We start from the raw sequence: 25,266 nt of genomic DNA, 5'->3' as shown, positions 1-25,266 counted from the left end.
CAACAGCGCCACCGAGAGCCGCCGACAGATCTCAGCCAAGACAGCAACCGCGTCGGTCAGCACACCGGGTCAGACGACCCCCGATGACGCCGCCCCCATCCTCACTGTCAGCGGGGCGCCATCCGGATGGCGCCGTCGAGCCGGATGACCTCGCCGTTGAGCATCGGGTTCGCCACGACGTGCGCGACCAGCGAGCCGTACTCGTCGGGCTCGCCGAGCCGGGCCGGGTGCGGCACCTGGGCACCGAGGGAGGCCTTGGCCTCCTCGGGCAGCCCGGCCAGCAGCGGGGTGTTGAACAGGCCCGGGGCGATGGTGACCACCCGGATGGCCTCGCTGGCCAGGTCGCGGGCGATCGGCAGGGTCATGCCGACGATGCCGCCCTTGGAGGCCGAGTAGGCCGCCTGCCCGATCTGGCCGTCGAAGGCCGCGACCGAGGCGGTGTTGACGATGACACCGCGCTCCTCGCCCAGCAGGTCCACCGACAGCATCCGCTGGGCGGCCAGCCGGATGACGTTGAAGGTGCCGACCAGGTTGACCTGGATGACCTTCTGGAACGCCTCGAGCGGGAAGGCGCCCTTCTTGCCGGCGGTCTTGATGCCGTTGCCGATGCCGGCGCAGTTGACGGCCACGCGCAGCGGGCCCAGCTCCACGGCCTGGTCCAGGGCGGCCTCGACCTGCTCGGGCGAGGTGACGTCGGCGGCGACGAAGTGCCCGCCGATCTCCCCGGCGACCTGCTCGCCGGCCGAGCTGGGCAGGTCCAGCAGAACGACCTGCGCACCGGCCGCACGCAGCCGCTTCGCGGTGGCCAGGCCCAGGCCCGAGGCCCCTCCGGTGATGACTGCTACGGCATCGGTGACGTCCACGGGCGTTCCTCTCGATCGATGACAGTCAGGGTTGACCGTCCACGGCGGTGCCGACAGCATGACCCACGCCACCCACCCGCCGCGCAGCAGGGAGCCCCCGATGACCACCGACCAGCAGACCTGGCGCGGCATGACGATCTCCGACCAGCTGGCCCGGCACGCCCGCTCCACCCCCGACGCCGCGGCCCTCCGGTTCGCCGGCACCGGGCGCACCTACCGCGAGCTGGAGGACCGGGTGACCCGGCTGGCCGCGGTCCTCGCCGACCGCGGGGTCGGCCACGGCGACCGGGTCGCCGTCCTGGCGCTGAACGGCCTGGAGGTGGTGGAGACCTTCCTGGCCACGGTCCGGCTGGGCGCGATCGCCGTCCCGGTGAACTTCCGGCTGGTCGCCGACGAGGTGGCCTACGTGCTGGCCGACTCCGGCGCCGTCGCCCTCGTGGTGGACCCCGCCACCGCCGGGACCGCCGCGAAGGCCCGGGACCGTGCCCCGGCCCTGACGACGGTGCTGACCGTGGGTGCCGACTACGAGGCCGCCCTGGCCGGCGCCGACCCCACCCCGGTCGAGCGCGCCGTCGAGGAGTCCGACCCGGCGTTCCTGATGTACACCTCGGGCACCACCGGCAAGCCCAAGGGCGCCGTCCTCACCCACCGGAACCTGCTGATGCACGCCTTCAGCCACGTCGCCCACCTCGGCTGGAGCAGCGACGACCGGGTCAGCCTCTACGGGGCGCCGCTGTTCCACATCGCCGCGGTCTCCGGGATGCTCCCGACCCTGCTCTACGGCGGCACGTTCGTGTTCACCCGCTCGGGCGCCTTCGACCCGGCCGCCACCCTGGACGAGATCGTCGCCGAGCGGGTGAGCTCGTGCTTCTTCGTGCCCGCGGCGTGGCAGGCGGTCGTCGCCGTCCCCGGGATCGCCGAGCGGGACCTCTCGGCCCTGCGCCGCATCTCCTGGGGTGCCGCGCCCGCCTCCACCACCCTGCTGCGGTCGATGATGGCGGCCTTCCCCGCCGCCGAGCTGGTCACCGCCTTCGGGCAGACCGAGTGCGCGCCGGTGACCTGCTTCCTGCGCGGGGAGGACGCCCTGCGCAAGATCGGCTCGGTCGGCACCCCGATGCTCAACGTCGAGGTCCGGGTGGTCGACGAGGCGATGGTCGACGTCCCCCGCGGCGAGGTCGGCGAGATCGTCTACCGCTCCCCCATGGTCATGCGCGGGTACTGGGGCAAGCCCGACGCCACCGCCGAGGCGTTCACCGGCGGCTGGTTCCACTCCGGGGACCTGGTGCGGCAGGACGAGGACGGCTACTTCTTCGTCGTCGACCGCAAGAAGGACATGATCATCTCCGGCGGGGAGAACGTGTACTGCGCCGAGGTCGAGGACGTCCTCGCCGCCCACCCCGACGTCGCCGAGGTCGCCCTCATCGGGGTGCCCGACGCCCGCTGGGGCGAGGCACCGCTGGCCGTCGTCGCCCCGCGCGACCCGGCCGCACCGCCGTCCCCGGCCGAGCTCACCGCCTGGTGCCGCGAGCGGCTGGCCGGCTACAAGTGCCCGCGCGAGTTCACCGTCGTCGGCGCCCTGCCCCGCAACCCCAGCGGCAAGGTGCTCAAGACCCAGCTCCGCCAGCAGCACTCCGCCGGCAGCCTGGTCGCCGACCCGGCCGTCTGACCGCCCCGCGCTGCGCCGAGTGACACGTCAGCGTGGACGTGCAGCCTCGTCGTCCACGCTGACGTGCCACTCGGCGTCGTCCACAGGCCCGACCCGGCGGGGACGGCGCTGCGGTTGGCTCCCCTGGTGCCACCCACCAGCCCCCGACCGGCCCTCCGGGGGCTGGTGTTCCGTGGCAGCACGGCCGTCCGGGACGGCCTGGTGTCCGCCAACGACCTGCGCGGGCCCGCCTGGCTGCGTCTCTTCCCGGACGTCTACTGCGACGCAGCCCTCACGGTCGACCACGGGCTGCGGGTGCGGGCCGCCGTCGACCTGCTGGTCCCGGGCGCGGTGGCCTCCGGCGCCAGCGCTGCCGTGCTCTGGGGCCTCACCGACCTCGCCGGGGACGACGACCCCGTCGAACTGACCGTCCCACCGAGCGCCCGCCGCAGCGCCTGCGCAGGTGTCTCGGTCCGGCGCCGCACCCTGCCGACCGGTGCCGTGACGACGCGGGCCGGCGTCCCCCTCACCACGGCCGAGGTGACGGCCCTCGAGCTGGCGGCGCGGCTGCCGCTGGTCGAGGGCGTGGTCCTGCTGGACCGGTTCCTGGACGCCCGCGTCACCCGCCTGGACTGGCTCCACGACGCGGCGGGCGGCGCCACCGGCCGCGGCTGCCGGCGGGCGCGCTCGGCGCTCGCGCTGGCGGACGGCCTGGCGGGCTCGCCACAGGAGACCCGCCTGCGCCTGCTCCTGCGCGCCGCCGACGTCCCCACGCCGGTCGCCCAGTTCGAGGTGCGGGCGCACGGCCGGTTCCTCGCCCGCACGGACTTCGCCTGGCCGCAGCAGCGGGTCGCCCTGGAGTACGAGGGCGCGTGGCACACCCGGCAGGTGGCCACCGACCGCCGGCGGATCGAGGCACTGCAGCAGGCCGGGTGGCGGGTCCTCTTCGTGACCGCCGCCGACCTCCACCACCCGCAGCAGCTGCTCCGCCGCATCCGCGAGGCGCTCGCCGAGTGACAGCCCAGCGTGGATGCAGGACCGCGACATCCACGCTGGCGTGTCACTCGATGCGGCTCAGACGCCGCGCCAGACGGGGGCGCGCTTCTCGGCGAAGGCGCGGGCGCCCTCCTGGGCGTCGGCGGAGGAGAACACGGCCTCGGTGACGGTGGCCTGGTGGTCGAGCAGCTCCCGGTCGGTCCAGCGGACGGCGCCGGCGACGAGCTGTTTCGTCGCCCGGATGGCCAGCGGCCCGTTGGCGGCGATCCGGGAGGCGAGGGCGCGGGCGCCCTCGAGCGCGCCGCCGGGCTCGGTGAGGGTGTTGACCAGGCCGAAGCGGTGCGCCTCCTCGGCGCCCATCGGGTCACCGGTCAACGCCATCTCCATGGCCCGCTGGTAGGGCAGCGCCTTGGGCAGCCGCAGCACCCCGCCGCCGGCGGCGACCAGCGAGCGCTTCACCTCGGGGATGCCGAAGCGGGCCTCGCGGGAGGCCACGACGAGGTCGCAGGTGAGCACCAGCTCGAACCCGCCGGCCAGCGCCCAGCCCTCGACGGCGGCGATCAGCGGCTTGGTGGGCGGGGCCTCGGTGAGGCCGGCGAACCCGCGGCCGGGCAGCGAGGGCCGCTCCCCGCGGGAGAAGGCCTTGAGGTCCATCCCGGCGCAGAAGGTCCCCCCGGCGCCGGTGAGCACCAGCACGACGACGTCGTTCCTGGCCTCGAAGTCGTCGACGGCCGCCGCGAGCTCCTCCGTCGTCGCCAGGTCGACGGAGTTCTTCGCCTCCGGCCTGTTGATCGTCAGGACGCCGACGCCCTCGGACACCTCGGTCAGCACCGTTGCCATGGGGTGAGTTCTGCCAGGTGCGGCCGGAACGGTCAACCCTGACCGTCCCGGCCGCCTCGACTCAGTGCGAGGGGGAAAGCTCCCGCTCGATGTCGGACAGGCTCCGGCCCTTGGTCTCCGGGACCGCCTTCACCACGTAGACCAGCGACAGCACGGTGACCACGGCGTAGATGCCGAAGGTCGCGGTCTCCCCGATCGCGGAGATGATCGACAGGTAGCTGACCGCGACCACGAAGTTCGCCACCCAGTTGGCCATCGTGGCCACCGACGAGGCCCGACCCCGGACGGCCAGCGGGAAGATCTCGCTGATCAGCAGCCAGACCACCGGCCCCAGGCTGATGGCGAAGGACCCCACGTAGAACGCCAGCACGATCGTGGTGACGACGGCGCCGGCCCCGGCGATGTCGAACAGGAACGCCACGGCCAGCCCGGCCAGGCCCAGGGTCATGCCGCTCATGCCCCAGATCAGCAGCGCCCGCCGGCCGACCCGGTCGATCACCTTGATGGCGACGATCGTGGCGAGCACGTTGGTGAGCCCGACGACGATGAGCGCGAGCAGCGCGGCCGAGGAGCCCAGGCCGGCGTTCTCCAGCACGGTCGGGGCGAAGTAGATGACGGTGTTCACGCCGGTGATCTGCTGGACCACGGCGAGGGTGACACCCAGGATGAGCGCCGGGCGGAGCTTGGCGGCCAGCAGGGAGCGCTTGGCGCCCTTCTCCTCCTCGGTGGCGGTGCCGCGGATGTCGTCGATCTCGGTGGAGATCGCCTCCTCGGAGTCGCGCAACGTGCGGAGGACCTCGCGCGCCTCGTCCTCGCGGCCCTGCCGGACCAGCCAGGCCGGGCTCTCGGGCTCGCGGATCATGCCCAGCCCCAGCACGACGGCGGGCAGCAGGGCCAGGCCCACGCTGATCCGCCAGTCACCGCTGCCGGCCAGGAAGTAGGCGACCAGCTGGCTGACCAGGATGCCCATGGTCACCGACAGCTGGTTGAGGCTGACCAGCGCACCGCGCCGCTCGGGCGGGGCGATCTCCCCGATGTAGACCGGGACGACGAAGGACGCCGAGCCGACGCCGACGCCGATCAGGAACCGGGACAGCAGCAGCACCCAGAACGTGGGCGCGAAGATCGAGAGGAGCAGGCCGACGACGAAGACCAGCGAGGTGGCGATGATCGCCTTGCGGCGGCCCAGGGAGTCCGCGACCCGGCCGGCGACCAGCGCCCCGACCGCGGCCCCGATGAGCAGGATCGAGACGACCGTGCCCTGGCTGAAGGGCGTGTCCAACGTGAAGTCGTCGCTGATGTTGGGCAGGACGCCACCGATGACGCCGGTGTCGTAGCCGAACAGGATGCCGCCGACGGCGGTCAGGGCCGAGGCCTTGGTCACCGCCCGCCGGTGGGTGGCCGAGTCCCTGCTCGCCTGGCGGGAGGCCTCGGTACCGGTGTCGCTCATGCTGCCTTCTTCCCCGGAGTGCGGTTGCAACTCTCAACCAAGTGATCATCCGCCCGCTCGCGCGGTCCGGCATCCGCAGACGGGGTGATCACCCGGACAGCTCCCCCGGGGAGGGGAGCCGTCCGGGTGTGGGGGTCAGCGGGCGGTGCGGCGGGCGGCCAGGGTGGTGAGGCCACCGAGCACCAGGAAGGCGCCGGCGAGCAGCAGCAGGCTGCTGGACTCCGAGCCCGTCCGGGCCAGCGCGGTGGGTGCGGCGGTGGTGGTCGACCGGGCTGTGGTGCTCGCCGCAGTGGGGGTGGCGACCGGGTGCACCGGGGTGGACGGCGTGGCGGCCGGCTGGGTCGGCACGGAGGGGGCCGGGTGGACCGGGGCGACCGGCAGCGGCTGCGGCTGCGGCTGCGGGACGACGCACGTGGGCAGCGAGACGTCGTCACCGGCGACCGAGGCGTACGTCGCCCCGTCGATCACCAGGGCGATGCCGGTGAAGGCGTCCAACGGCAGGATGCCGTCCGCGCTCACCAGGGGCAGGGTCCCGGTCAGCCGACCACCGGTGACCTCGATGTCGGCACTGGCCAGCACCACGTCGCGGTTCCCCGAGGCACCGACCACGGCGACGCCGTAGGTGCCGTCGGGCAGCACGACGTCGACGCTGGCGAGAACCAGGTCGGGGGTGGCGCAGTCGCGGCTCAGCACGATGCTGGCGGCCTCGTCCACGCAGCTCTCCGGCGCGGGGGTGGTCGTGGCCGTGGCCTGGTAGACCATGTCGCCCTCGACGACGACGGTCACGTCCAGGACGGGCTGCTCGAGCTCGGGGACGCCGATGCCCTGGACGACGACGTCGCCGTTGGGCAGCACCTCGGCCTCGATGGGCGCACTGCCGGACACGACGACCTGCACGGTGGTCCCGACGAGCAGGCCGGGCACACGGACGACGACGCTGACCTCACCCAGGCACCCGACGGTGGCCGTGGCGGTCACCGCGCCCGTGGACGGCTCGGTCGGCTCAGCGGGCTCAGTGGGCTGCGTCGGCTCGGTCGGCTGCGTCGGCTCGGTCGGCTGCGTCGGCTCGGCCGGCTCCGACGGCTGCGTGGGCTCCGCCGGGGTCGACGGCTCGGTCGGCTCCGACGGCACGGTCGGCTCCGACGGCTCAGACGGCTCGGCGGGCTCCGACGGCTCCGACGGGTACGCCGGCTCCTCCGGGTACGAGGTCGAGGAGGAGGCGGCCGGCTCCGTCACCACCCCGTCCTCGGTCGCTGCGGCCACTCCGGCACTGCCGAACAGCAGACCTGCCGACACCACGGCCGCAACCGCTGTCCTGACTGCGAGATCCCGCACGTACCCGTCCCCTCGTCTGCCCCGCGAGGGGCACGTGCGCGGGGCCGAGCGGCCCGACGCACACGGAACGTGACATCACAGGCGGGCAAGATCCACCCAGATGGGCGCGAACAGGTGGACCACCTGCCGGTCGTTCACCCGGTCCCTCGCGGGCCGTCACGCTCCGTGCGCGCCGCCGTACAGCGGACCCTCAGCCGAGCCACACCTCGCGGACCCGCTCGGCGACCGCCGACGCCTGCGCGCGCCCGGCCCGAGCGGACGGCTCCCGGGCGGCCGGGTCCAGCACGTTCCGCCCGATCGCGGTGACGCTGGCCGGGTCGGGGCTCACCACGGTCACCCGGGACACCAGCCCGGTCACCTGGGCGTCGACGCTGGTCATCGGGCCGATGCCACGCACGATCGGGGCGACGACGACGATCCGGTCGTACCCGGTGGCCAGGTCGACGTTGGCCACCGAGCGCATCCCGCCGTCCACGAAGCGCCGGTCCCCGACGGTGATCGGCGGGTAGACGCCCGGTACGGCGCAGCTGGCCGCCACCGCGGACACCAGGTCCACGCCTGAGTCGCGTGTGAACGTCTCGAACGCCCCGGTCGCGGCGTCGACGGCGGTCACCGTCAGCGGCCGCTCCGGCCAGTCGGTGGAGGGCAGCCGGGAGGTGATCGCGGCCCGGCGGGCGGCCTCGGTGGGGGTGCGGCCGGCCGCCTCCGCGGCCAGTGCCAGGGCGCCGACCCGGCGACGGAAGACGACGTCGTCCCCACGGGTGCGCAGCATCGCCAGCCCGAAGGACAGCAGCTGGCGGCGGCCCATGCGGGCCGGCGGGCCGGTCTCGACCGAGGGACCCAGCTGGGTGGCCCAGAGGTCCTCGGTGGGGGCGTCGCTGCGCAGCTGGGCGCCGACCACCGACCCCGCCGAGGTGCCGACGACGAGGTCGGCGGTGCGCAGGTCCACCCCGGCGTCGGCGAGCCCGGCGACCAGGCCCACCTCCCACGCGATGCCGGTGATGCCGCCGCCGCCGAGGACCAGTGCCGTGCGCCCGTTGCTCATCCCGTCATCCTGGGGCACCGGCGCGGAGCACTCGACACGGCGTGTGACGCGGGCCACCCTGGGCGGCATGACGGCGACCGCAGCTGACCCCGCGCACCGCACCGACCACCGGCCGCCCGGCCTCCCCCACCAGCTGGAGTACCCGCGGGTCCCGGTCGGCTCGGTGCTGCGGGCCGCGGTCCGCCGCTGGGGCTCACGGACGGCGTTCTCCCACCACGGGGTCGAGCTGTCCTACACCGAGCTGGGCCGGCGGGCGCACGCCGTCGCAGCCGGGCTGGCCGAGCGCGGCATCGGCCGGGGCGACGTCGTCGCGGTGCACCTGCCCAACTGCCTGCAGTACCCGGCCGTCTACTACGGGGTGCTGCTGTCGGGGGCGACCTTCTCCCCCACCAACCCGCTGCTGTCCCCCGGCGAGCTGGCCCACCAGCTCACCGACGCCGGGGCCCGCGCGCTGGTCACCTGGGAACCGGTGCTGCCCGTGGTGCAGGCCGCGATCGGGGGCACCGCGGTGCAGACCGTCGTCGTCACCGGTCCCGGGCAGGTCGCCGACCCCGACGCCGAGGTGGCCCTGCCCGACCTGGGCCTGGGTGACCGGCCGGTGAGCCTGGGCGAGCTGCTGCGCGCCGACCCCACCGACGCCCGCCGCGACGCCGGCGTCGACCCGGCGGTCGACCTGGCGCACCTGGCCTACACCGGCGGCACGACCGGGGTCAGCAAGGGCGTGGAGCTGCCGCACGACCGCGTCGTCACCAACGTGCTGCAGTCGGCGTGCTGGAGCTCGGGCTCGCTGCCCGACGTCGACGACGCCGGCGACGTGACGCTGCGCCAGGTCGGTGAGGCGGCCGAGTTCCCCACCCGGCTCGGGACGGCGGTGACCATCAACCTCACCCCGTGGTTCCACGCCATGGGCGTCATCGGTTATCTCAACGGGCAGGTGCTCAGCGGCGCCAGCGTCGTCATCCACGACCGCTTCGACCCGGCGCTCTACGTCTCCGACGCGGTCGCCCACCGGGTGACGTCGATCGGTGGCGCCCCGCCGGTCTTCGTCGCCCTGCTGCAGGTCCCCGGCATCGACGAGGCCGACCTGTCCAGCGTGCGCGGGGTCTCCAGCGGCGCCGCCCCGCTGCCGGTCCCGCTGATCGAGCGGCTGCGCACGCTGCTGCCACAGGCGGTCATCGGCGAGGGCTACGGCCTGACCGAGGTCACCATGCAGGCCACCGGCAACCCGGTGCACGTGTCCGGGCTCCGCAAGCCCGGCACCGTCGGGCTGCCCGTGTTCGACACCGAGATCGCAATCAAGCCCCTGGGCGGTGGCGACCCGCTGCCGGCCGGCGAGCGCGGGGAGGTCTGCATCCGCGGCCCGCAGGTGATGCGCGGCTACGCCGGGCGGGCCGACGCCACCGGGGACGCGATCGACGCGGAGGGCTGGTTCCACTCCGGCGACGTCGGCGTGCTGGACGAGGACGGCTACCTGTCCATCGTCGACCGGACCAAGGACATGCTGATCTACAAGGGCTACAACGTCTTCCCGCGCGAGCTGGAGGAGGTGCTCTTCGGCGTCCCCGGGGTGGCCGGTGCCGCCGTCGTCGGCCGCCCGGACGACGCGGTCGGCGAGCTGCCGGTCGCCTACGTCGTCCGCCGCGCGGACGCCGCCGGGCAGGCGCTGAACCGGGACACCCTGCTGGCCGCCGTCGCCGAGCGGGTGGCGCCCTACAAGCGGCTGCGGGACGTCGTGTTCACCGACGCCATCCCGGTGTCCGCCGCGGGCAAGGTGCTCAAGCGGGAGCTGGCGGCCCGGGAGCGGGAACGGCTGGTCTGACCCGGACGGGGTGTCCGGGCGGGCCCACCCCCCGCGGGCTCACTACTGTCCGACCGGTGACGGGGACCCTGACGTGCTGAGCGACCCACGGTGCTGAGCGACCACGGCGGCGTGCAGCTCGCGCACACCGAGGAGTCCCCGTTCCGGCAGGTCGGCCGCCGGGTGCTGATCGCGACCGTCGTGCTGGTCACGACGGTGCTGATCGTGTACTTCGACCGGGCCGGCTACAAGGACAACAACGGCGGCGAGCTGTCGCTGCTGGACGCGACCTACTACGCCACGGTCAGCCTCTCCACGACCGGCTACGGCGACATCACCCCGGTCACCCCCAGCGCGCGGCTGGTCAACATCCTCTTCATCACGCCGCTGCGCGTGCTGTTCCTGCTGATCCTCATCGGGACCACCCTCGAGGCGCTCACCGCGCGCTCGCGGGAGGAGTTCCGGGTCCGACGTTGGAGGTCCTCCGTGCGTCAGCACGTCGTCGTGTGCGGTTACGGCACCAAGGGCCGCAGCGCCATCCGCGCCCTGCTGTCCACCGGCACCGCCCCGGACCACATCATCGTGGTCGACCCCAGCCCGGCGGCGATCGAGGAGGCCAACTCGGTCGGCCTCACCGGCATCGTCGGGGACGCCGGCCGCGCCGACGTGCTCAAGCGGACCTCGATCGAGAAGGCCCGCGCGGTGGTCGTGGCCGCCAACCGGGACGACACCGCCGTGCTGATCACCCTCACCGTCCGCCAGCTCAACCCCAGCGTGCCGATCACCGCCAGCGTGCGCGAGGAGGAGAACGCCAGCCTGCTCCGCCAGTCCGGCGCCGACTCGGTGATCACGTCGTCCTCCACGTCCGGGCGGCTGCTGGGCCTGGCCACCGACAGCCCGCGCGTCGTCGCCGTGGTGGAGGACCTGCTCACCTCCGGTCACGGCCTGGACCTGACCCAGCGCACCGTCTCGGCCTCCGAGGTCGGGCTCGGCGCCCGACAGCTGCGCGACGTCGTCCTGTCGGTCACCCGGGGCGGGCGCTCGCTGCGCTTCGACGACCCGGCGATCGGCACCCTGCAGAGCGAGGACGTGCTCGTGGTGGTCCGCTCGCACGCCTAGGTGCTGGTGCCGGGGCGGCGCCGCACCCAGGTGCCCGTCGGCGCGGACCGCCCGCGCAGCACGACGTCCGCGCCGCGCTCCCAGCACGCCCGCTCGCCGGGGTCGGCGGCCTGCACGGCGGCGTCCGAGGCCACCGCACGGCCGGGGTGGTCCTTGGCCAGCTCGGTCAGCCGGGCCGCGGCGTTCACCGCGTCGCCGATGACCGTGTACTCCAGTCGGCTGGCCGCACCGACCTGCCCGGCGACGACGTCGCCGAAGGCCACCCCCACCCCGACGTCGACCTCGCCTGCCGCGGCCACCGCGTCGGTGATCGCCCGGGCCGCCCGCAGGGCCGAGCCCGCGGCGTCGGGCAGCGTGTTCGGGGCCCCGAAGACGCACAGCGCGGCGTCGCCCTCGAACTTGTTGACCAGGCCGTCCTCGGCGGAGGTGGCGACGACGACGACGGCGAAGAACCGGTTGAGCAGCGCGACCATCGCCTCCGGGCCCAGCTCCTCGGCCAGCGACGTCGAGCCGGAGACGTCGACGAACAGCGCGGCCACGGTGCGGGTCTCCCCGCCCAGCTCCACACCGTTGCGCAGCGCCCGGGCGGCGACGTCGGTGCCCACGTGCCGGCCGAACAGGTCCCGCAGCCGCTCGCGCTCGCCCAGGCCCCCGGCCATGGCGTTGACCCCGGTCTGCAGCAGCCCGATCTCCCCGGCGTCGTCGACGACGACCCGGACGTCGGTGTCGCCCTCCCCCACGCGCTGCACGGCCCGGCGCAGGTCGCGCAGGGGGGACCCGACGGCGCGGGCGTTGAGCAGCGCGGCCAGCAGGCCGACGACCAGGCTGACCCCGGGCAGGAAGAGCACCACGAAGAGCCCCGGGCCGTCGGGGTTGGAGGGGTCCAGCACCAGCAGGACCAGGCCCACCAGCGGCACCCCGCTGGTCAGGCCCCAGGTGAGCAGCAGCCGGGCCCGCACCCCGAGGGTGCGTGGGTCGTCGGGCGGGTGCGCGGCGAGGGCGCGGGCGGTGATCGGGCGGGCCGCACGGGCGACCAGCAGGTAGGAGATGCCGGCGGTGACGACGCCGCCCAGCACGACGGCCAGGAAGGTCCGCAGCCCGACCAGCGGGTCGGGGTAGACCGCGGCACCGACGACGCCCAGCGCCAGCGCACCGACGCCCCAGGTGATCGCGGAGACCCGGGCGACGTCGGCGGGCAGCCGCAGCGCGATGGTGGTCTCGGCCGGGGTCGGTGACCGGTCCGACCACAGCCAGGCGTTGGTCACCCGCTGGCGGCGGAGCCCGGCCACGGTGCCCGCGGGCACGGCGAGCACGAGGTAGCCCCCGGCGACGACCAGCAGGACCAGCCGGCCGACCCCGCCGTCGTCGCTGACCCCCAGCAGCAGCAGGGTCACGGTGGCCACGCCCACCAGGTTGGCCAGCACCACCAGCAGCACCACCGCCGGGACGACGACCCGGCTCGCGGGCACCACCCGTCGGGCCGTCCCGACCGCCCCGCGGAGCAGCACGGACGCCGTGCCGGCGAGCGGTCGCAGCGCGCGGGTGATCACGGACCGACCAACGAGCGGGCCCCCGGATCGATCCGCCGGCGGGCGCCGTTTGTCGCCGGGCGCGAGGGGCAGGGCAGACCGGTGACCGACCCAGACCCGGCTCCCGACACCTCCCTCAAGCGCGCCGTCAGCGGGCGCCTGCTCTACGTCTTCATCCTCGGCGACGTGCTCGGCGCCGGCATCTACGCGCTGATCGGCGAGGTCGCCGGCGAGGTGGGCGGAGCGGTGTGGGTGCCTCTGCTGGTCGCGCTGGTGCTCGCACTGCTGACCGCGGCGTCCTACGCGGAGCTGGTCACCAAGTACCCCCGGGCCGGGGGTGCCGCGGTCTTCGCCGAGCGCGCCTTCGGCAAGCCGCTGCTGTCGTTCCTGGTCGGGTTCTGCATGCTCGCCGCCGGGGTGACCAGCGCTGCCGGGCTGGCGTTGGCGTTCAGCGGTGACTACCTGACGGTCTTCCTCGACGTGCCCGCCGTCCCGGCGGCGGTGGTCTTCCTGGTGCTGGTCGGGCTGCTCAACGCCCGCGGCATCCAGGAGTCGATGCGGGCCAACCTGGTGATGACCTGCATCGAGGTGTCCGGGCTGGTGCTCGTCGTCGTCCTGGGTGCGGTCGTCTTCGGCCGCGGGGACGGCGACCCGTCGCGGGTCACCCAGTTCCCCGAGGGGGTCTCGGCCGGGTCGGCGGTGCTGGCCGCGGCCGTGCTGGCCTACTACTCCTTCGTCGGGTTCGAGACCTCGGCCAACCTCGCCGAGGAGGTCCGCGACGTGCGCCGGGTGTACCCGCGGGCACTCATCGGCGCGCTGGTCACCGCCGGTGCGGTGTACGTGCTGGTGGGGCTGGCCGCCTCGGTGGTGCTGCCCACCGACGAGCTCGCGGCGTCGTCGGGGCCGCTGCTGGCGGTGGTGCAGGCCAGCGGGGTCGGCGTCCCGGACTGGCTGTTCAGCCTGATCGCGCTGATCGCGGTGGCCAACGGGGCGCTGCTGACGATGATCATGGCCAGCCGGCTGGTGTTCGGGCTGGCCGAGCAGCGGCTGCTGCCCTCGGTGCTGGGGCGGGTGCTGCCGCACCGGCGCACCCCGTGGGTGGCGATCGTGGTGACCACGGTGGTGGCCATCGGGCTCACGCTCACCGGGGACCTGGCCACCCTGGCCACCACCGTCGTGCTGCTGCTCCTGCTGGTGTTCCTGTCCACCAACGTGTCCGTGCTGGTCCTGCGGCGCGACCACGTCGAGGCCGACCACTTCCGCGCCCCCGTCGTGCTGCCGGTGCTGGCGATCGCCTCGTGCGTGCTGCTGCTGTGGCAGCAGGAGGCGGGCACCTGGCTACGGGCCGGGCTGATGCTGCTGGTGGGCGTGGGCCTGTACCTGCTGGCCAGCCTCGCCCAGCGGCGCGCGGGTGAACGGGAGACGGCCGGGACGTGACCCGGCTCGCAGGCGAGCCGGGTCGGCAGGCGGGCCACGGCAGGTGAGGATGGGCACTCGGCCACCGTGAGGGAGCTCGACGATGTCGGTCCACCAGCCCACGCCCAACGACATCGCGCTGATGGCCGGCCGCGCCGGCTACGTGCTCAAGGGCAACGACCGCGGGGACTTCACCGTCGCCTCGCCCACCCTCTACCCGCACATGTGGAGCTGGGACGCCGGGTTCGTGGCCCTGGGCATCGCGACCGTCTCGGTGCCCCGCGCGCTGGAGGAGTTGCGCACCCTGCTGACCGGGCAGTGGTCGACCGGGATGATCCCGCACATCCTGTTCCACTCCCCCAGCGACTACTTCCCCGACCCGGAGCGCTGGCGCACCCAGGTCGCCGCCGCCCGCCCCGCCGGGGTGCTGACCTCGGGGATCACCCAGCCGCCGATCCACGTCATCGCGCTGTCCCGGATCCTGCACGACGCCCGCCGCAAGGGCGGGGAGGACCAGCGGCTGGCCGAGGCGTTCGTCGTCGAGACGTTCCCGCAGTGGTTGGCCTGGCACCGCTACCTGGCCACCGCCCGGGACCCGCACGCGCACGGGCTGGTGGAGATCCACCACGGCTGGGAGTCCGGGATGGACGACTCACCGCGCTGGGACGAGCCCTACTCCCACGTGCACCCCGGCCCCGAGCTGCCGCCCTTCGTCCGCCGCGACCTGGCGCACGTCTCGGACCCCACCCAGCGCCCCTCGGACGCCGAGTACGCCAAGTACCTGTGGCTGCTGGAGCAGAAGGTCCGTGCCCGCTACGACGACGCCGTGTACCGGTCGACCGGGGACTTCGTCGTCGGCGACGTGCTGGTGTCCGCGCTGCTGGCCGCCGCGTCGGACCTGCTGGCCGACATGGGTGCCGAGCTGGGCGCCGACCCGGCCGCCATCGAGGAGTCCCGGGCGATCGCCCGCCGGTTCCGCACCGGCGTGCTGCGCTCGGTGAGCCCGGAGACCGGACTGGCCCGGGACCTGGACCTGCGCACCGGCCGGTACCTCGACGTGGACTCCGCGGCCGGGTTCGCCCCGCTGGTCTGCGGTGGGGACGACGTCCTGATCCGCCGCCAGCGGGACCTGCTGCTGGGCCCGCGCTGGTGCGGGCACTCCCGGCTGCGGTGGCCGGTGGTGCCCTCGGTGTCCCCGGCGTCCCCGCACTTCCGGGAGCGCACCTACTGGCGCGGCCCGCAGTGGCCGGTCCTGAACTGGCTGATGGCCTGGGCGCTGAACCGGTCCGGGGAGCAGGAGGCGGCCAACGCCCTGCGGCTGGCCGGCCTGGCCCAGCTGGTCGACTGCGACTTCGCCGAGTACTACGAGCCGGTCACCGGTGAGCAGCTGGGCAGCAAGGACCAGTCCTGGACGGCGGCCATCGCGCTGGACTTCTTGGCCGCCCGCCGCCCCGGACGCCGCAAGCACGTCCGGCTGCTGACCAGCGAACTGCCCCGGGTCACCCCGGCCGGGCGTCCGCCGACCCAGGGCTTCGCGATGCCCGCGGGGCCCCAGACCCGGCCGCAGCCCCGCGTCTGAGGGTCAGTCCTCGGGCAGCACCCAGGTGTGCCGGGCCAGGTGCGGGCGGAGCGCGGCCACCAGGTCCGGCAGCACCGTGGCGGCCAGCGCGTGGCCCATCCCGGGCACCGTGACCAGCGGTGGCCGACAGCAGGCCCCCGGAGTGCGCGGCGACCCGGCGCTCGGTGTCCGCCCACTCGGCCGGGTCGAACGGGGTGCCGGTGCCGTTCAGCAGGCGCCAGTGCTCCACCCGCCAGGCCAGCTCGGCGTCGTCGTCGCGGGGCTCGGCCATGGTGGCCCAGAAGGCGAGCAGCTCCGCCGACGGACCGGGTGCCGGCTCCCCCGCCGCACCGCCCAGCGGACCGGTGCAGAACAGCGTCGCGCTACCAGCCGGTCGGGGTGGTCGAGCAGCAGCAGCTGGGCGAGCAGACCACCCAGCGACATGCCGACCCCGTGCGCCCGGTCGACCTCCAGGGCGTCGAGCACAGCGACGGCGTCGGTGGCCAGGTCGCGCAGCGCGTAGCTGCTGCCCCGGGTCGACCGACCGGTGTCCCGGTGGTCGTAGCGGACGACGCGGTGGTCGCGGGCCAGGTCGTCGACCAGGTCCTCGGGCCACAGCAGCCCCGACGACGCCGCGCCCATCACCAGCAGCACGACCGGTGCGCCCGGGTCCCCACGCTCGGTGACCCACAGGTCGACGCCGGGGGCGACGGGGACGAGGTGCTCGCGGTCCATGCCGCGACCCTGCCCGACCCCGCCGCCCGGGGCCAGCGTGTTCCAGACCTCCCGGGCCAGCAGCCTCGAGGCGGCACCGGGCCGCCCGCCCCCCGGACGCGCCCTCAGGAGAAGGCGCGCAGGTCCCGCCAGGCGGGGTCGGGTCGCTGGTCGACGCGCAGCCCGCGCTCGGCGGCCCAGCGGGCGACCAGGTCGGTGGCGTTCTGGTCCTCGCCGTCGCTGTAGAGGTGCAGGACCCGCACACCGCCCCGGGTCTCGTGCGCGAGCAGCTCCGCGCGACCACCGACCGCGGCGGTGAGGTCGTCCTCCAGGGCACGCAGCCGCTCCAGCCCCGCGGGTCCGGGCAGCCCGTCGGACCGGACGTCGCCCACCGGGACGACGACCTCGGAGTGCAGGTCCAGCAGCGGCCGGTCGATCCAGCGCAGCGGCCGCTGGACGCTCACCAGCACCCGCGTCCCGTCCGGCCCCGGACCCTCCAGCAGCGCCCAGCTCCCCTCGTCGGGCCGGGCGGCCAGCTCGGCGACCGCCGCCCGCAGCGAGGTGAGCGGGACGGTGTCGGCGGGCTGCTCGGCGGGTGCGGCGACCGCACCGACCCAGCGTTCGACGTCGTCCTCACCCAGGGTCCAGTCCAGGGTCAGGAAGGCGACCTGGGCTCGCTCCTGCTCCCGCAGGCCGGCCGCCGCCGGGTGCCACAGGGCGACGTCGACCCGGTCGCCGGTGACGTCCAGGGCGACCCGGACGTCACCCAGGGGCACCGACCGGCCGCCGAGTCCCAGGGTCCGGTCGAGGACGTCGGGGTCCGGCCGACGCGCGGCGTGGAACTCCCAGGTCGGTGTCTCGGCGGGTGCGGCCCGCAGCCAGCGCTCGGCGACCGGCCGGAGCTCGGCGACCCCGGCGCCGGTGACGCACAGCGCGTGCTGCGCCCGGGCGCCCGGACCGAGCTCCCACTCCAGCTCCGGGTGCACCGCCGCGACCAGGGCGCTGATCCGGTCGGGCAGCCGGCCGTACTCCCCCGCCGTGACGGCTGCGGTGAGCTCCTGCTCGCCCCCTGCCGCCCACCACTGCCAGAAGGCGGTCACCGGGTGCACGCCCGGTCCCGCGTCCCGCTGCGCACGTCTGCCCCACAACCGACCGGCCACGCCGGGGACCGTACGTGCGGCAGGATCCCTGACATGCCACCGACGCTCCCGCCGCTGCCCACGACCGTCGTCGGCAGCCTGCCGCAGCCGGACTGGCTGATCGACCGCGACCGGCTCAGCCACCAGTTCCCGCCCCGGGTGCGGGCCGCCGAGCTGTGGCGCATCCCGGTCGACCGGTTGGCCGAGGCGCAGGACGACGCCACCCTGGTCACCATCCGCGCGCAGGAGGAGGCCGGGCTGGACATCGTCGGGGACGGCGAGATCCGCCGGGAGTCCTACTCCAACCACTTCGCCACCGCGCTGGCCGGACTGGACCTGGACCACCCGGGGACGGTGCGCAACCGGTCCGGGCTGGACGTGCACGTGCCCCGGGTGACCGGGGAGATCCGGCGTTCGCGCCCGGTGCAGGTCGACGACGTCCGGTTCCTGCGGGCGCACACCGACCGGGCCGTGAAGATCACCGTCCCCGGGCCGTTCACCATGGCCCAGCAGGCCCAGGACGACCACTACGGCGACGACCGGCTGCTGGCGCTGGCCTACGCCGACGTGGTCGCCGAGGAGATCGCCGACCTGTTCGCCGCCGGCGCGGACATCGTGCAGCTGGACGAGCCGTGGCTGCAGGCCCGGCCCGAGGTCGCCAAGCGGTACGGCGTCGAGGTGCTGTCCCGGGCGCTGGCCGGCGCCGCGGGCACCGTCCACGTGCACCTGTGCTTCGGCTACGCCGCGATGGTCGCCGAGCGTCCGGAGGGCTACTCGTTCCTGCCCGAGCTGGCCGACGTGCCCGCCGACGCGATCTCGGTGGAGACCGCCCAGTCGCACCTGGACCCGGCCTCGCTGGCCCCACTGCGCGGGAAGGGCATCGCACTGGGCGTGCTGGACCTGTCCACGCCGGAGGTGGAGAGCGTCGCGACCATCGCCGACCGGGTCCGCCGGGCGCTGGACCACGTCGACGTCGACAAGCTGGTCCTCTCCAGCGACTGTGGGCTCAAGTACCTGCCCCGCGCCGCTGCCGAGGGCAAGATGGCGGCCCTCGCGCAGGCCGCGGCCGTGGTGCGCGGCGAGCTGTGACCACCGCGGGGCTGGTGCTGACCGGGGTGGGTGCCCTGGTGCACGTCTACATCTGGGTGCTGGAGTCGCTGCTGTGGACGACGGACCGGGCGCGCGCCACCTTCGGCACGACGCCGCAGGACGCCGCTGCCACCCGTTCGATGGCCTACAACCAGGGCTTCTACAACCTCTTCCTGGCCGTGCTGGTCGCCGTGGGCACCGTCGTGCTGGCGACCGGGGCCACCGCGGCGGGCGCGTCACTGGTGTTCGCCGGCGCGGGCTCGATGGTCGCTGCCGGGCTGGTGCTGCTGACCTCGGACCGGACCAAGACCCGACCGGCGCTGGTCCAGCTGACCCCGCCGCTGCTGGGCGTCGTCCTGCTCGCCGTGGGGCTGGCCGCCTGACCCGGCCCCGGACGTGACAGAGCCCGTGCGGTCGGTGACCGCACGGGCTCTGTCCTGCCAGGGGTGGTGGCTGTTGCTGGTGGAGGTGGCGGGAATCGAACCCGCGTCCTTCGACGCATCACCAGGGCTTCTCCGAGCGCAGTCCGCTCTGTCCCTACTCGACCTTCCTGATCCCACGAACAAGTCAGGACGACAGGCCCAGTCGCTGTTTGGTGTCCCTCGCAGATCCGCGACCGATCCGCGAGGTGGAGTCATCTAGCTGATGCCAGGATCCGGGCCGATGACAGAACCCGGGCTGACAGACTCACACTGGCTGCTTAGGCAGCGAGTGCGAAGTCGCGCTGACTGGAGTCGGCGCTTGTGTGTTGTGCAACGCGTGGTTAACGAGCTCATCGTTGCCTTCCTCGGCCCGCTTCCCCTGATGCCACGACCGAAGTCGAGACCAATCACCCCCTGTGCAGTTGTACGAGCACTGTAACCGCCCCGGGGCGCCGCGTCTTCCCGCTCCTCGCGCCGCGAGGCGATCCACGTGGGACGTCGGCGTACTCGACGCGCCGCCAGGGGACGGATGCGCGCTCGTGCCGCTCATCCCGCGGCGTGGACGGCGAGGCAGCGCGGCACACGCTGGGGTGCGCGCCCAGGCCGGCGTGCTCCCGTCGAGTCCGGTCCTGGCGCGCACCCGGCGGGTCGGCGCCCGCCGACGCCTCAGATCCAGTCGCGGCGCTTGAAGACCACGTACAGGGTGAAGCTGACCGCGAACATCAGGGCCAGCGCGAACGGGTAGCCGAAGGCCCAGCCCAGCTCGGGCATGTGCGAGAAGTTCATCCCGTACACGCCGCCGACCAGGGACGGGGCGAAGAGGATGGCCGCCCAGGCGGAGATCTTCTTGACCTCCTCGCCCTGCGCGATCGAGGTCTCCGACAGCGTCTTCATCTCCTCGTTCTGCCGCTGGGCGACGAGGGTGGCGTTGACGGTGAGGATGTCGCGCAGCTGCAGCCGAAAGCCGTCGACCCGCTCGTTGATGCCGGTGACGTGGTCGGCGACGTCGCGCAGGTAGGCCCGCAGGTCCTCGTCGACGCCGTACTTCTCGAAGCCCGCGGTGATCGCCGCGCAGATGCCGGCCAGCGGGGCACAGGCCCGCTGGACGTCGAGGACCTCTTGGGACAGCTCGTAGATCCGCCGGGACACCCGCGGGTCCCCGCGGAACACCTCGAGCTCGATCTCGTCGATGTCCTTGTCCAGCCCGTCGACGACCGGCACGTACCCGTCGACGACGGCGTCCAGGATCGCGTAGAGCACCGCCTCGGTCCCCCGGGCCAGCAGCTCGGGGTCGCTCTCCAGCCGGCGCCGCACCCGGGACAGGTCCGGGGACTCGGCGTGCCGGATGGTGATCGCGAAGTCCCGGCCCAGGAACAGGTGCAGCTCGCCGAACTCGACCTCCTCGCGGGCGTCGAGGTACCGGGCCGCCTTGAGGACGACGAAGAGCGTGTCCCCGTAGCGCTCGAACTTCGGCCGCTGGTGGGCGTGGATGGCGTCCTCGACGGCCAGTTCGGGCAGGTCGTACTGCTCGGCCAGCTCGCCCACCTGGTGCGGCTCGGGCCGGTACAGCCCCAGCCAGACCAGCCGGCCCTCGGCGAGGTCGTCGGTCAGCCAGGCGTGGCTCTCGGCCGGGGAGTCCGGCGTGGCGATCCGCTTGCCGTTGCTGTAGACGGCGTTGTCGATGATCTTGGCGGCCCGGCCGGGCAGCTCCAGGCGCGCCTCGGGGGCGTGCGGGACCCCGTTGTGCCGGGGGCGGCGGGTCAGCGTGGTGAGCGCGGTGAGCGGTGCGGTGAGCTGGGTGCGGCGGCGGTCGGCCACGACGGACTCCCTGGGTGGTGCGGCTGGGGACGTCGGCAGAGGTCCCCCGTGCACCGCGTCAGGCGGCGGGGACCTCGGGACTGTGACTGGGGGGCTCGCTGCGCACCGCGCGCCACCTCCCGTCGTGTCGGGGCCCTGTCGTGCGGGCTGTCGTGTGGGCCGTCGACCATGGTGACACGCCCGGTCCGCAGCACGCACGGCCGCCGCACGTCGACGAGGTGAACACCACTCTCCGTCACGTCCCGCCCGGGCGGGCGACTCTCCCGGGGCCTGGCCGCCCGGGCGCAGCTGTGGGCAGACTGTGCGCGTCCCGCGACCGGCTGTCACCGGTCCCGTCGAACCCAGGCACCGGGACCCGGTCCGCCCCCTCGACTGCGGAGACCCCTCGTGACGATGCTCGCCCAGCGCCTGCGGCGCACCACCCTGTCCCTCCTCACCTCCACCGCCGTCGTCGGCACGGCGGTCGCCGGCGCCGTCGTGGCCACCGCCGCGCCCGCGGCGGCCGCCTGCGCCGACGTCGACGTCGTCTTCGCCCGCGGGACGGGCGAGACGCCCGGCCTGGGCATCACCGGGCGCCCCTTCGTGTCCGCCCTGACCAGCCAGCTCGGCGACCGGACGGTGAGCTCCTACGCCGTCGACTACGCCGCGAACACCGCCCAGACCAGCGCGGGGCCCGGTGCCACCGACATGAGCCGGCACATCAGCCAGGTCGCCGCCGAGTGCCCGGGCACCCGCTTCGTCATCGGCGGCTACTCCCAGGGGGCGACCGTCACCGACATCGCCGTCGGCATCCGCACCGGCACGACCACCGGGACGCCGATCCCGGCGGCGCTGGCCGACCGGGTGGCCGCGGTCGTCGTCTTCGGCAACCCGCTGGGGCTGTCCGGCGGCCGGACCATCGCCACGTCCAGCACCACCTACGGGCCGCGGTCGGTCGACTACTGCAACAGCTCGGACAGCGTCTGCGGCAGCCAGCCGAAGACCGGGACCGGCGGGCACCTCAGCTACGCCGGCAACGGGGCGACCACAGCGGGGGCCGGGTTCGCCGCGGCACGGGTCCGGGCGGCCGGCACGCCCACGACCCCGCCCACCACGCCCCCGTCGTCGTCCTGCGTCAGCGCCACGCCCCGGGCGCACGTGGACGCCGGCCGGGCGGTGTCGGTCTACGGCGTCGCCTACGCGCGCGGCAGCCGGGACCGGCTCGGCTACACGATCAGCCAGACCGCGGTCGCCGTGCAGCAGGACAGCGCCACCTCCTGGTCCCGGGTCACGAGCTGCTGAGCCCGCTCCGGCCAGTGGACTGCGGTCCACCGGCCGGAGTGGACTGCTCGGCGCACCGGTGGACTGCGTCAGGCTGGACGGCGTGTCCACGCTCCTGCCCTCGCTGACCCCGCTGCAGCAGCTGCGCGCCGGCCGGCTGCCCCGCCGCCTGGTCCAGCTCTACGCCGGCCTGGTGCTCTACGGCTTCTCGATGGCGATGGTCATCGAGGCGGGGCTGGGCCTGGACCCCTGGGACGTGCTGCACCAGGGACTGGCCGAGCAGCTGGGCTGGTCCTTCGGGGCGGTGACCATCGTGGTGGGTGCACTGGTGCTGCTGCTGTGGGGGCCGCTGCGCCAGTGGCCGGGCCTGGGCACGGTCAGCAACGTCGTGGTCATCGGGCTCGCCGTCGACGCCGGGCTGGCGGTCCTGCCGCCGGTGGAGTCGCTGCCGGTCCGGACCGCCCTGCTGCTGGGCGGGGTGCTGGCCAACGGGCTGGCCGGCGCCGCCTACCTGGGCAGCTCCTTCGGGGCCGGCCCGCGCGACGGGCTGATGACCGGCCTGGTCACCCGCACCGGGCGCAGCGTCCGGCTGGTCCGCACCTGCCTGGAGCTGACCGTGCTGGCGCTGGGCGTGCTGCTGGGCGGGACGGTCGGTGTCGGCACCGTGCTCTACGCCGTCGCGATCGGTCCGCTCGTGCAGCTCTTCCTGCCGCTGGTTGCCGTCGCGCTGCCGGCACCCACGCGCGAGGTGCCGGCCGACCTGGTCCCGTGACTCAGCCGGCGACCTCGCCCTCGGGCGGGGGCACCTGCAGCGCGACCAGGAACCGGCTGACCATCGCGTAGCCGCCGATGGTCACCATCAGCTCGACGATCTCCCGCTCGCTGAACTCGGCACGCACCTGCTCGAAGAGCAGCTCGGGCACCTCGATGCCCCAGGTGGAGGCGTCGGTCAGCTCCAGGACCAGGTTCTGCCGCGCGTCGAAGTGGGTGGAGGGGTCCTGCTCGTAGAGGGCGTCGATCTGGGCGTCGGTGACCCCGGCGCGGCGGGCGGCGTCCTTGTGCGCGACCCACTCGAAGGCCGCGTTGTTCAACACCGCGACCCGCAGGATGGCCAGCTCGCGGAGGTCGGCGGCCAGCGACGAGCGGTGGCGCAGTGCACCCAGCAGCTCGTTCCAGCCGTCGGCGACCGGCGGGCTGTGCAGCAGCAGCTGGTCCAGCGCGGACAGCTCGCCGCCCCGGCGGGCGGCCATCCGGTCGGCGATGGGCCGGGCGTCCGCGCCGACCTCGGGGAAGGGCAGCCGGGCCGGACCCGTCGCCTCGTGCTCGTGTGCGGTCACTTGCGGCCTCCTGCGAAGACGTCGGCGGGGAACGCGCCGTGGGCGGTGAGGGTGCGGGCCATCGGCCGGGCGAGCTCCACGACCCGCTCGGTGCGCTCGGTGCCCAGGTGGTCGAAGGGCTGGCGGGACAGCTGGTCGGTCCGGTCCTCGACGGCGGCGCGCTGGGCCAGCCCGTCGTCGGTGAGCCCGGCGTCGTCGACCAGACCCCGGTCGGCCAGGCGCTGCGTGGCCTCGGCCCACTCCTCCGGGGACCAGCCCCGGGTCTTCTGCGCGGCCGGTTCGGTGAACCCGCGGCCGGACGCCGTGTGCGTCACCAGCGCCTCCAGGCCGGACAGCCCGTGCTCCTGCAGCGCCATCAGGTGCCCGTCGCCGCGGTGCTCGCGGACCAGGGTGACCGCGTGCCACAGCCGGGTGACCGGGTCGGTGGGCCAGGGCAGGTCGGCGTGCCCGGCGTACAGCGCCCTGGCCTCGGGCCGCAGCGCGGTGGTCGCCTCGGCCAGCAGGTCACCGAGCTCGACGACGTCCTCGGTGGGGGTGTCGCCCAGCAGCCGGGTCAGCGAGGCCCGGGCGCACGCGAAGCGGGCCTCGACCACGGCCTCGGGCGAGGCCAGCGTCCAGGCCCGCGGCACGTGCCGGGCCACCAGCCCGGGGGCGAAGTTGTAGAACGTCGCCGTCACCACGCCCGGCCCCACGGCGCCCATCGGCGCGGCCCGCCCGGCGAAGTACGTCATCCGCCCGGGCCGCAGTCCGATCGCGGTGAGGTGCTCGTCGAGCTCGGGGGCGAAGTAGGTGTGCGAGTGCAGCGGCTCGATCGTCCGGTGCGCCCGGCTGACGAGCCTGCTGTCGACGGCTCCGTCGACGGGGGGTGTGAGCTGATCCACGCTGACCATGTGCGGACACTACTGTCCGCCGGGCTCAGCGGGCGGGCAGCTGCCGGGACCAGGACACCTGGGTGTGCTTCGTGGCGAACCCCAGCGACTCGTAGAGCCTTAGTGCCTGGGTCACGTTGTCGGTGTCGACCTCCAGGGACGCCGAGTCGCAGCCGGCCGCGGCCGCGGCCCGCAGCGCCGCGACGATGACCGCCTTGGCCAGTCCGCGCCCCCGGGCGGTGGGGACGACGCCGATCTGCCCGTAGTAGGCGTCGGTCCGGCCGGTGGCCGCGGTGTCGGCCTCGTGCACGTAGGCCAGCACGTAGGCCACGACCTCGTCGTCGAGGACGGCGAGGGCGGTGAGGTCCGGGCGGAACGCGGCCCGGCCGGTGAACATGGCCTCCCACGAGGTCCGGTCCCGCTCGCTGGAGCCGTAGTGCTCGGTGAACGCGGCGTTGTGGGCGTGCCGGACCTGCTCGTCGCGGGCCCAGTCGAAGGCGGTGAGCTCGACGCCGTCCACCGTGCGGGCCGGCGGCAGGTCGGTGAGCGGGCGGGTCATCTGCTGGAACCAGCGGACCGGCTCCAACCCGGCCCGGCGCAGCAGCGAGGTGAGGCCGGCGACGGAGTCCTGGGCCAGCACGGTCAGCCGGGCCGGTGCCTCCGGGTGCCGGTCGGCGTGCACCTGGGCGCCGCGTTCCAGCTGCCACGCCAGCAGCGCGCGGCCGATCCCGCGGCCGCGGTGGTCGGGGTGCACGCGCCCGTCCAGGTGCACGCCGTAGGCGTCCCGGAAGGTGGGCGGGGCGATCGCCGTCCCGACGGCGACGAGGGTGTCGCCCTCCCGCACGGCGAGGGTGTCCGCGGGCTCGGCGAAGGGTGCGAACCAGTACTCGGCGAAGTCCTCCTCCCCCATGTGCTCACCGGTGGCGTCGACCCGCTCGGCGGCGGCGTAGAGGGCCGTGACGGCGGGCAGGTCGTCGCGCGTGAGCGGGGCGGTGGTGAGGCCGGCGGGGAAGATCACGGGTCC

At 74.4% G+C, this 25,266-nt stretch carries 22 protein-coding genes and 1 other RNA gene; 10 read left to right on the top strand and 13 right to left on the bottom strand.

The annotated features are described in order from the left end of the window. Positions 1–107: 107 nt before the first annotated feature. Complete coding sequence (locus ASG41_RS07920) at positions 108–863, bottom strand: 3-hydroxyacyl-CoA dehydrogenase (protein WP_056292389.1); 756 nt, start codon at positions 861–863, stop codon at positions 108–110. A gap of 100 nt (positions 864–963) precedes the next feature. Between ASG41_RS07920 and ASG41_RS07915 the strand changes: the two genes are divergently transcribed. Both ASG41_RS07915 and ASG41_RS07910 read left to right on the top strand, forming a co-directional pair. After that, positions 964–2,529, top strand: coding sequence for a long-chain-fatty-acid--CoA ligase (locus tag ASG41_RS07915; protein ID WP_056292409.1), 1,566 nt, complete (start codon positions 964–966; stop codon positions 2,527–2,529). Between the two features lie 126 nt (positions 2,530–2,655). Further along, positions 2,656–3,525 (top strand): endonuclease domain-containing protein, encoded by an 870-nt coding sequence (locus tag ASG41_RS07910; protein WP_056292384.1) that lies wholly within the window; start codon positions 2,656–2,658, stop codon positions 3,523–3,525. Positions 3,526–3,582: 57 nt separating this feature from the next. Here ASG41_RS07910 and ASG41_RS07905 read toward each other — a convergent pair whose 3' ends face one another. The 4 genes from ASG41_RS07905 to ASG41_RS07890 all read right to left on the bottom strand — a co-directional run bounded on the left by ASG41_RS07905 (position 3,583) and on the right by ASG41_RS07890 (position 8,174). Beyond that, positions 3,583–4,344, bottom strand: a complete 762-nt coding sequence (locus ASG41_RS07905; protein ID WP_056292380.1) for a crotonase/enoyl-CoA hydratase family protein — start codon at positions 4,342–4,344, stop codon at positions 3,583–3,585. Between the two features lie 61 nt (positions 4,345–4,405). Beyond that, entirely contained in the window at positions 4,406–5,794 is a 1,389-nt protein-coding gene (locus ASG41_RS07900; RefSeq protein WP_082556704.1) for a sugar porter family MFS transporter, read from the bottom strand. A 135-nt stretch (positions 5,795–5,929) separates the two neighbouring features. Further along, entirely contained in the window at positions 5,930–6,772 is an 843-nt protein-coding gene (locus ASG41_RS23510; RefSeq protein ID WP_162245543.1) for a hypothetical protein, read from the bottom strand. Between the two features lie 547 nt (positions 6,773–7,319). Then, on the bottom strand, positions 7,320–8,174 hold the full coding sequence (locus ASG41_RS07890; RefSeq protein WP_056292373.1) for a patatin-like phospholipase family protein: 855 nt from the start codon (positions 8,172–8,174) through the stop codon (positions 7,320–7,322). Positions 8,175–8,241: 67 nt separating this feature from the next. On the opposite strand from ASG41_RS07890, the gene ASG41_RS07885 reads away from it, so the two are divergent. Then, a complete protein-coding gene (locus tag ASG41_RS07885) occupies positions 8,242–9,993 on the top strand; it encodes a class I adenylate-forming enzyme family protein (RefSeq protein WP_157519183.1) in 1,752 nt (583 codons plus the stop codon). Positions 9,994–10,083: 90 nt separating this feature from the next. Further along, complete coding sequence (locus tag ASG41_RS07880; protein ID WP_056292371.1) at positions 10,084–11,091, top strand: TrkA family potassium uptake protein; 1,008 nt, start codon at positions 10,084–10,086, stop codon at positions 11,089–11,091. Here ASG41_RS07880 and ASG41_RS25220 read toward each other — a convergent pair. After that, positions 11,088–12,641: an adenylate/guanylate cyclase domain-containing protein gene (locus tag ASG41_RS25220; protein ID WP_200938784.1), complete on the bottom strand. Its 1,554-nt coding sequence runs from the start codon at positions 12,639–12,641 to the stop codon at positions 11,088–11,090. The two genes, ASG41_RS07880 and ASG41_RS25220, sit on opposite strands and share 4 nt — an antisense overlap. Positions 12,642–12,722: 81 nt before the next feature. Here ASG41_RS25220 and ASG41_RS07870 point away from each other — a divergent pair, with 81 nt between their 5' ends. Both ASG41_RS07870 and ASG41_RS07865 read left to right on the top strand, forming a co-directional pair. After that, positions 12,723–14,057 (top strand): APC family permease, encoded by a 1,335-nt coding sequence (locus ASG41_RS07870; protein ID WP_056292368.1) that lies wholly within the window; start codon positions 12,723–12,725, stop codon positions 14,055–14,057. Between the two features lie 82 nt (positions 14,058–14,139). Beyond that, positions 14,140–15,615 (top strand): glycoside hydrolase 100 family protein, encoded by a 1,476-nt coding sequence (locus ASG41_RS07865; protein WP_157519181.1) that lies wholly within the window; start codon positions 14,140–14,142, stop codon positions 15,613–15,615. 207 nt (positions 15,616–15,822) lie between these two features. Here ASG41_RS07865 and ASG41_RS24210 read toward each other — a convergent pair whose 3' ends face one another. Together ASG41_RS24210 and ASG41_RS25215 are read right to left on the bottom strand one after the other, a co-directional pair. Next, positions 15,823–16,329 carry an alpha/beta fold hydrolase gene (locus ASG41_RS24210; protein WP_056292365.1) on the bottom strand — a complete coding sequence of 169 codons (507 nt, stop codon included), beginning with the start codon at positions 16,327–16,329 and terminating at the stop codon, positions 15,823–15,825. A gap of 104 nt (positions 16,330–16,433) precedes the next feature. Then, positions 16,434–17,417, bottom strand: a complete 984-nt coding sequence (locus ASG41_RS25215) for a hypothetical protein (protein WP_056292362.1) — start codon at positions 17,415–17,417, stop codon at positions 16,434–16,436. Between the two features lie 84 nt (positions 17,418–17,501). Between ASG41_RS25215 and ASG41_RS07850 the strand changes: the two genes are divergently transcribed. Further along, entirely contained in the window at positions 17,502–18,536 is a 1,035-nt protein-coding gene (locus ASG41_RS07850; protein ID WP_056292359.1) for a uroporphyrinogen decarboxylase family protein, read from the top strand. Continuing rightward, the gene (locus ASG41_RS07845; RefSeq protein ID WP_056292354.1) at positions 18,533–18,919 is read left to right on the top strand and encodes a DUF1304 domain-containing protein; all 387 of its coding nucleotides are present in this window, start codon (positions 18,533–18,535) and stop codon (positions 18,917–18,919) included. The genes ASG41_RS07850 and ASG41_RS07845 overlap by 4 nt, the downstream gene beginning before the upstream one ends. 77 nt (positions 18,920–18,996) lie before the next feature. Here the strand turns inward: ASG41_RS07845 and ssrA are convergent. After that, positions 18,997–19,373: a transfer-messenger RNA gene (gene ssrA, locus ASG41_RS22905) on the bottom strand. Positions 19,374–19,624: 251 nt separating this feature from the next. Next, complete coding sequence (locus tag ASG41_RS07840) at positions 19,625–20,776, bottom strand: magnesium and cobalt transport protein CorA (protein ID WP_056292349.1); 1,152 nt, start codon at positions 20,774–20,776, stop codon at positions 19,625–19,627. Positions 20,777–21,169: 393 nt separating this feature from the next. Here ASG41_RS07840 and ASG41_RS07835 point away from each other — a divergent pair, with 393 nt between their 5' ends. Then, a complete protein-coding gene (locus ASG41_RS07835; protein ID WP_157519191.1) occupies positions 21,170–22,057 on the top strand; it encodes a cutinase family protein in 888 nt (295 codons plus the stop codon). Between the two features lie 82 nt (positions 22,058–22,139). Next, positions 22,140–22,808: a YitT family protein gene (locus tag ASG41_RS07830; RefSeq protein ID WP_157519179.1), complete on the top strand. Its 669-nt coding sequence runs from the start codon at positions 22,140–22,142 to the stop codon at positions 22,806–22,808. A 1-nt stretch (position 22,809) separates the two neighbouring features. Here ASG41_RS07830 and ASG41_RS07825 read toward each other — a convergent pair whose 3' ends face one another. The 3 genes from ASG41_RS07825 to ASG41_RS07815 are packed head-to-tail and all read right to left on the bottom strand — an operon-like array spanning position 22,810 to position 25,260. Next, a complete protein-coding gene (locus tag ASG41_RS07825) occupies positions 22,810–23,373 on the bottom strand; it encodes a carboxymuconolactone decarboxylase family protein (RefSeq protein WP_235564627.1) in 564 nt (187 codons plus the stop codon). Further along, positions 23,370–24,263, bottom strand: coding sequence for a hypothetical protein (locus ASG41_RS07820; protein WP_056292344.1), 894 nt, complete (start codon positions 24,261–24,263; stop codon positions 23,370–23,372). Before ASG41_RS07820 ends, ASG41_RS07825 begins: the two co-directional genes overlap by 4 nt. 25 nt (positions 24,264–24,288) lie before the next feature. Beyond that, positions 24,289–25,260, bottom strand: coding sequence for a GNAT family N-acetyltransferase (locus ASG41_RS07815; protein WP_056292341.1), 972 nt, complete (start codon positions 25,258–25,260; stop codon positions 24,289–24,291). Positions 25,261–25,266: the final 6 nt, after the last annotated feature.

This window comes from Modestobacter sp. Leaf380, assembly GCF_001424485.1.
GTDB lineage: Bacteria > Actinomycetota > Actinomycetes > Mycobacteriales > Geodermatophilaceae > Klenkia.
This window is presented reverse-complemented; position numbering and strand designations above follow the sequence as displayed.

Coding starts and splice junctions, on each gene's coding strand:
- ASG41_RS07915 (WP_056292409.1), top strand. CDS start 964: ATGACCACCGACCAGCAGACCTGGCGCGGCATGACGATCTCCGACCAG.
- ASG41_RS07905 (WP_056292380.1), bottom strand. CDS start 4,344: ATGGCAACGGTGCTGACCGAGGTGTCCGAGGGCGTCGGCGTCCTGACG.
- ASG41_RS07900 (WP_082556704.1), bottom strand. CDS start 5,794: ATGAGCGACACCGGTACCGAGGCCTCCCGCCAGGCGAGCAGGGACTCG.
- ASG41_RS07890 (WP_056292373.1), bottom strand. CDS start 8,174: ATGAGCAACGGGCGCACGGCACTGGTCCTCGGCGGCGGCGGCATCACC.
- ASG41_RS07885 (WP_157519183.1), top strand. CDS start 8,242: ATGACGGCGACCGCAGCTGACCCCGCGCACCGCACCGACCACCGGCCG.
- ASG41_RS07865 (WP_157519181.1), top strand. CDS start 14,140: ATGTCGGTCCACCAGCCCACGCCCAACGACATCGCGCTGATGGCCGGC.
- ASG41_RS24210 (WP_056292365.1), bottom strand. CDS start 16,329: ATGGACCGCGAGCACCTCGTCCCCGTCGCCCCCGGCGTCGACCTGTGG.
- ASG41_RS07850 (WP_056292359.1), top strand. CDS start 17,502: ATGCCACCGACGCTCCCGCCGCTGCCCACGACCGTCGTCGGCAGCCTG.
- ASG41_RS07835 (WP_157519191.1), top strand. CDS start 21,170: ATGCTCGCCCAGCGCCTGCGGCGCACCACCCTGTCCCTCCTCACCTCC.
- ASG41_RS07820 (WP_056292344.1), bottom strand. CDS start 24,263: ATGGTCAGCGTGGATCAGCTCACACCCCCCGTCGACGGAGCCGTCGAC.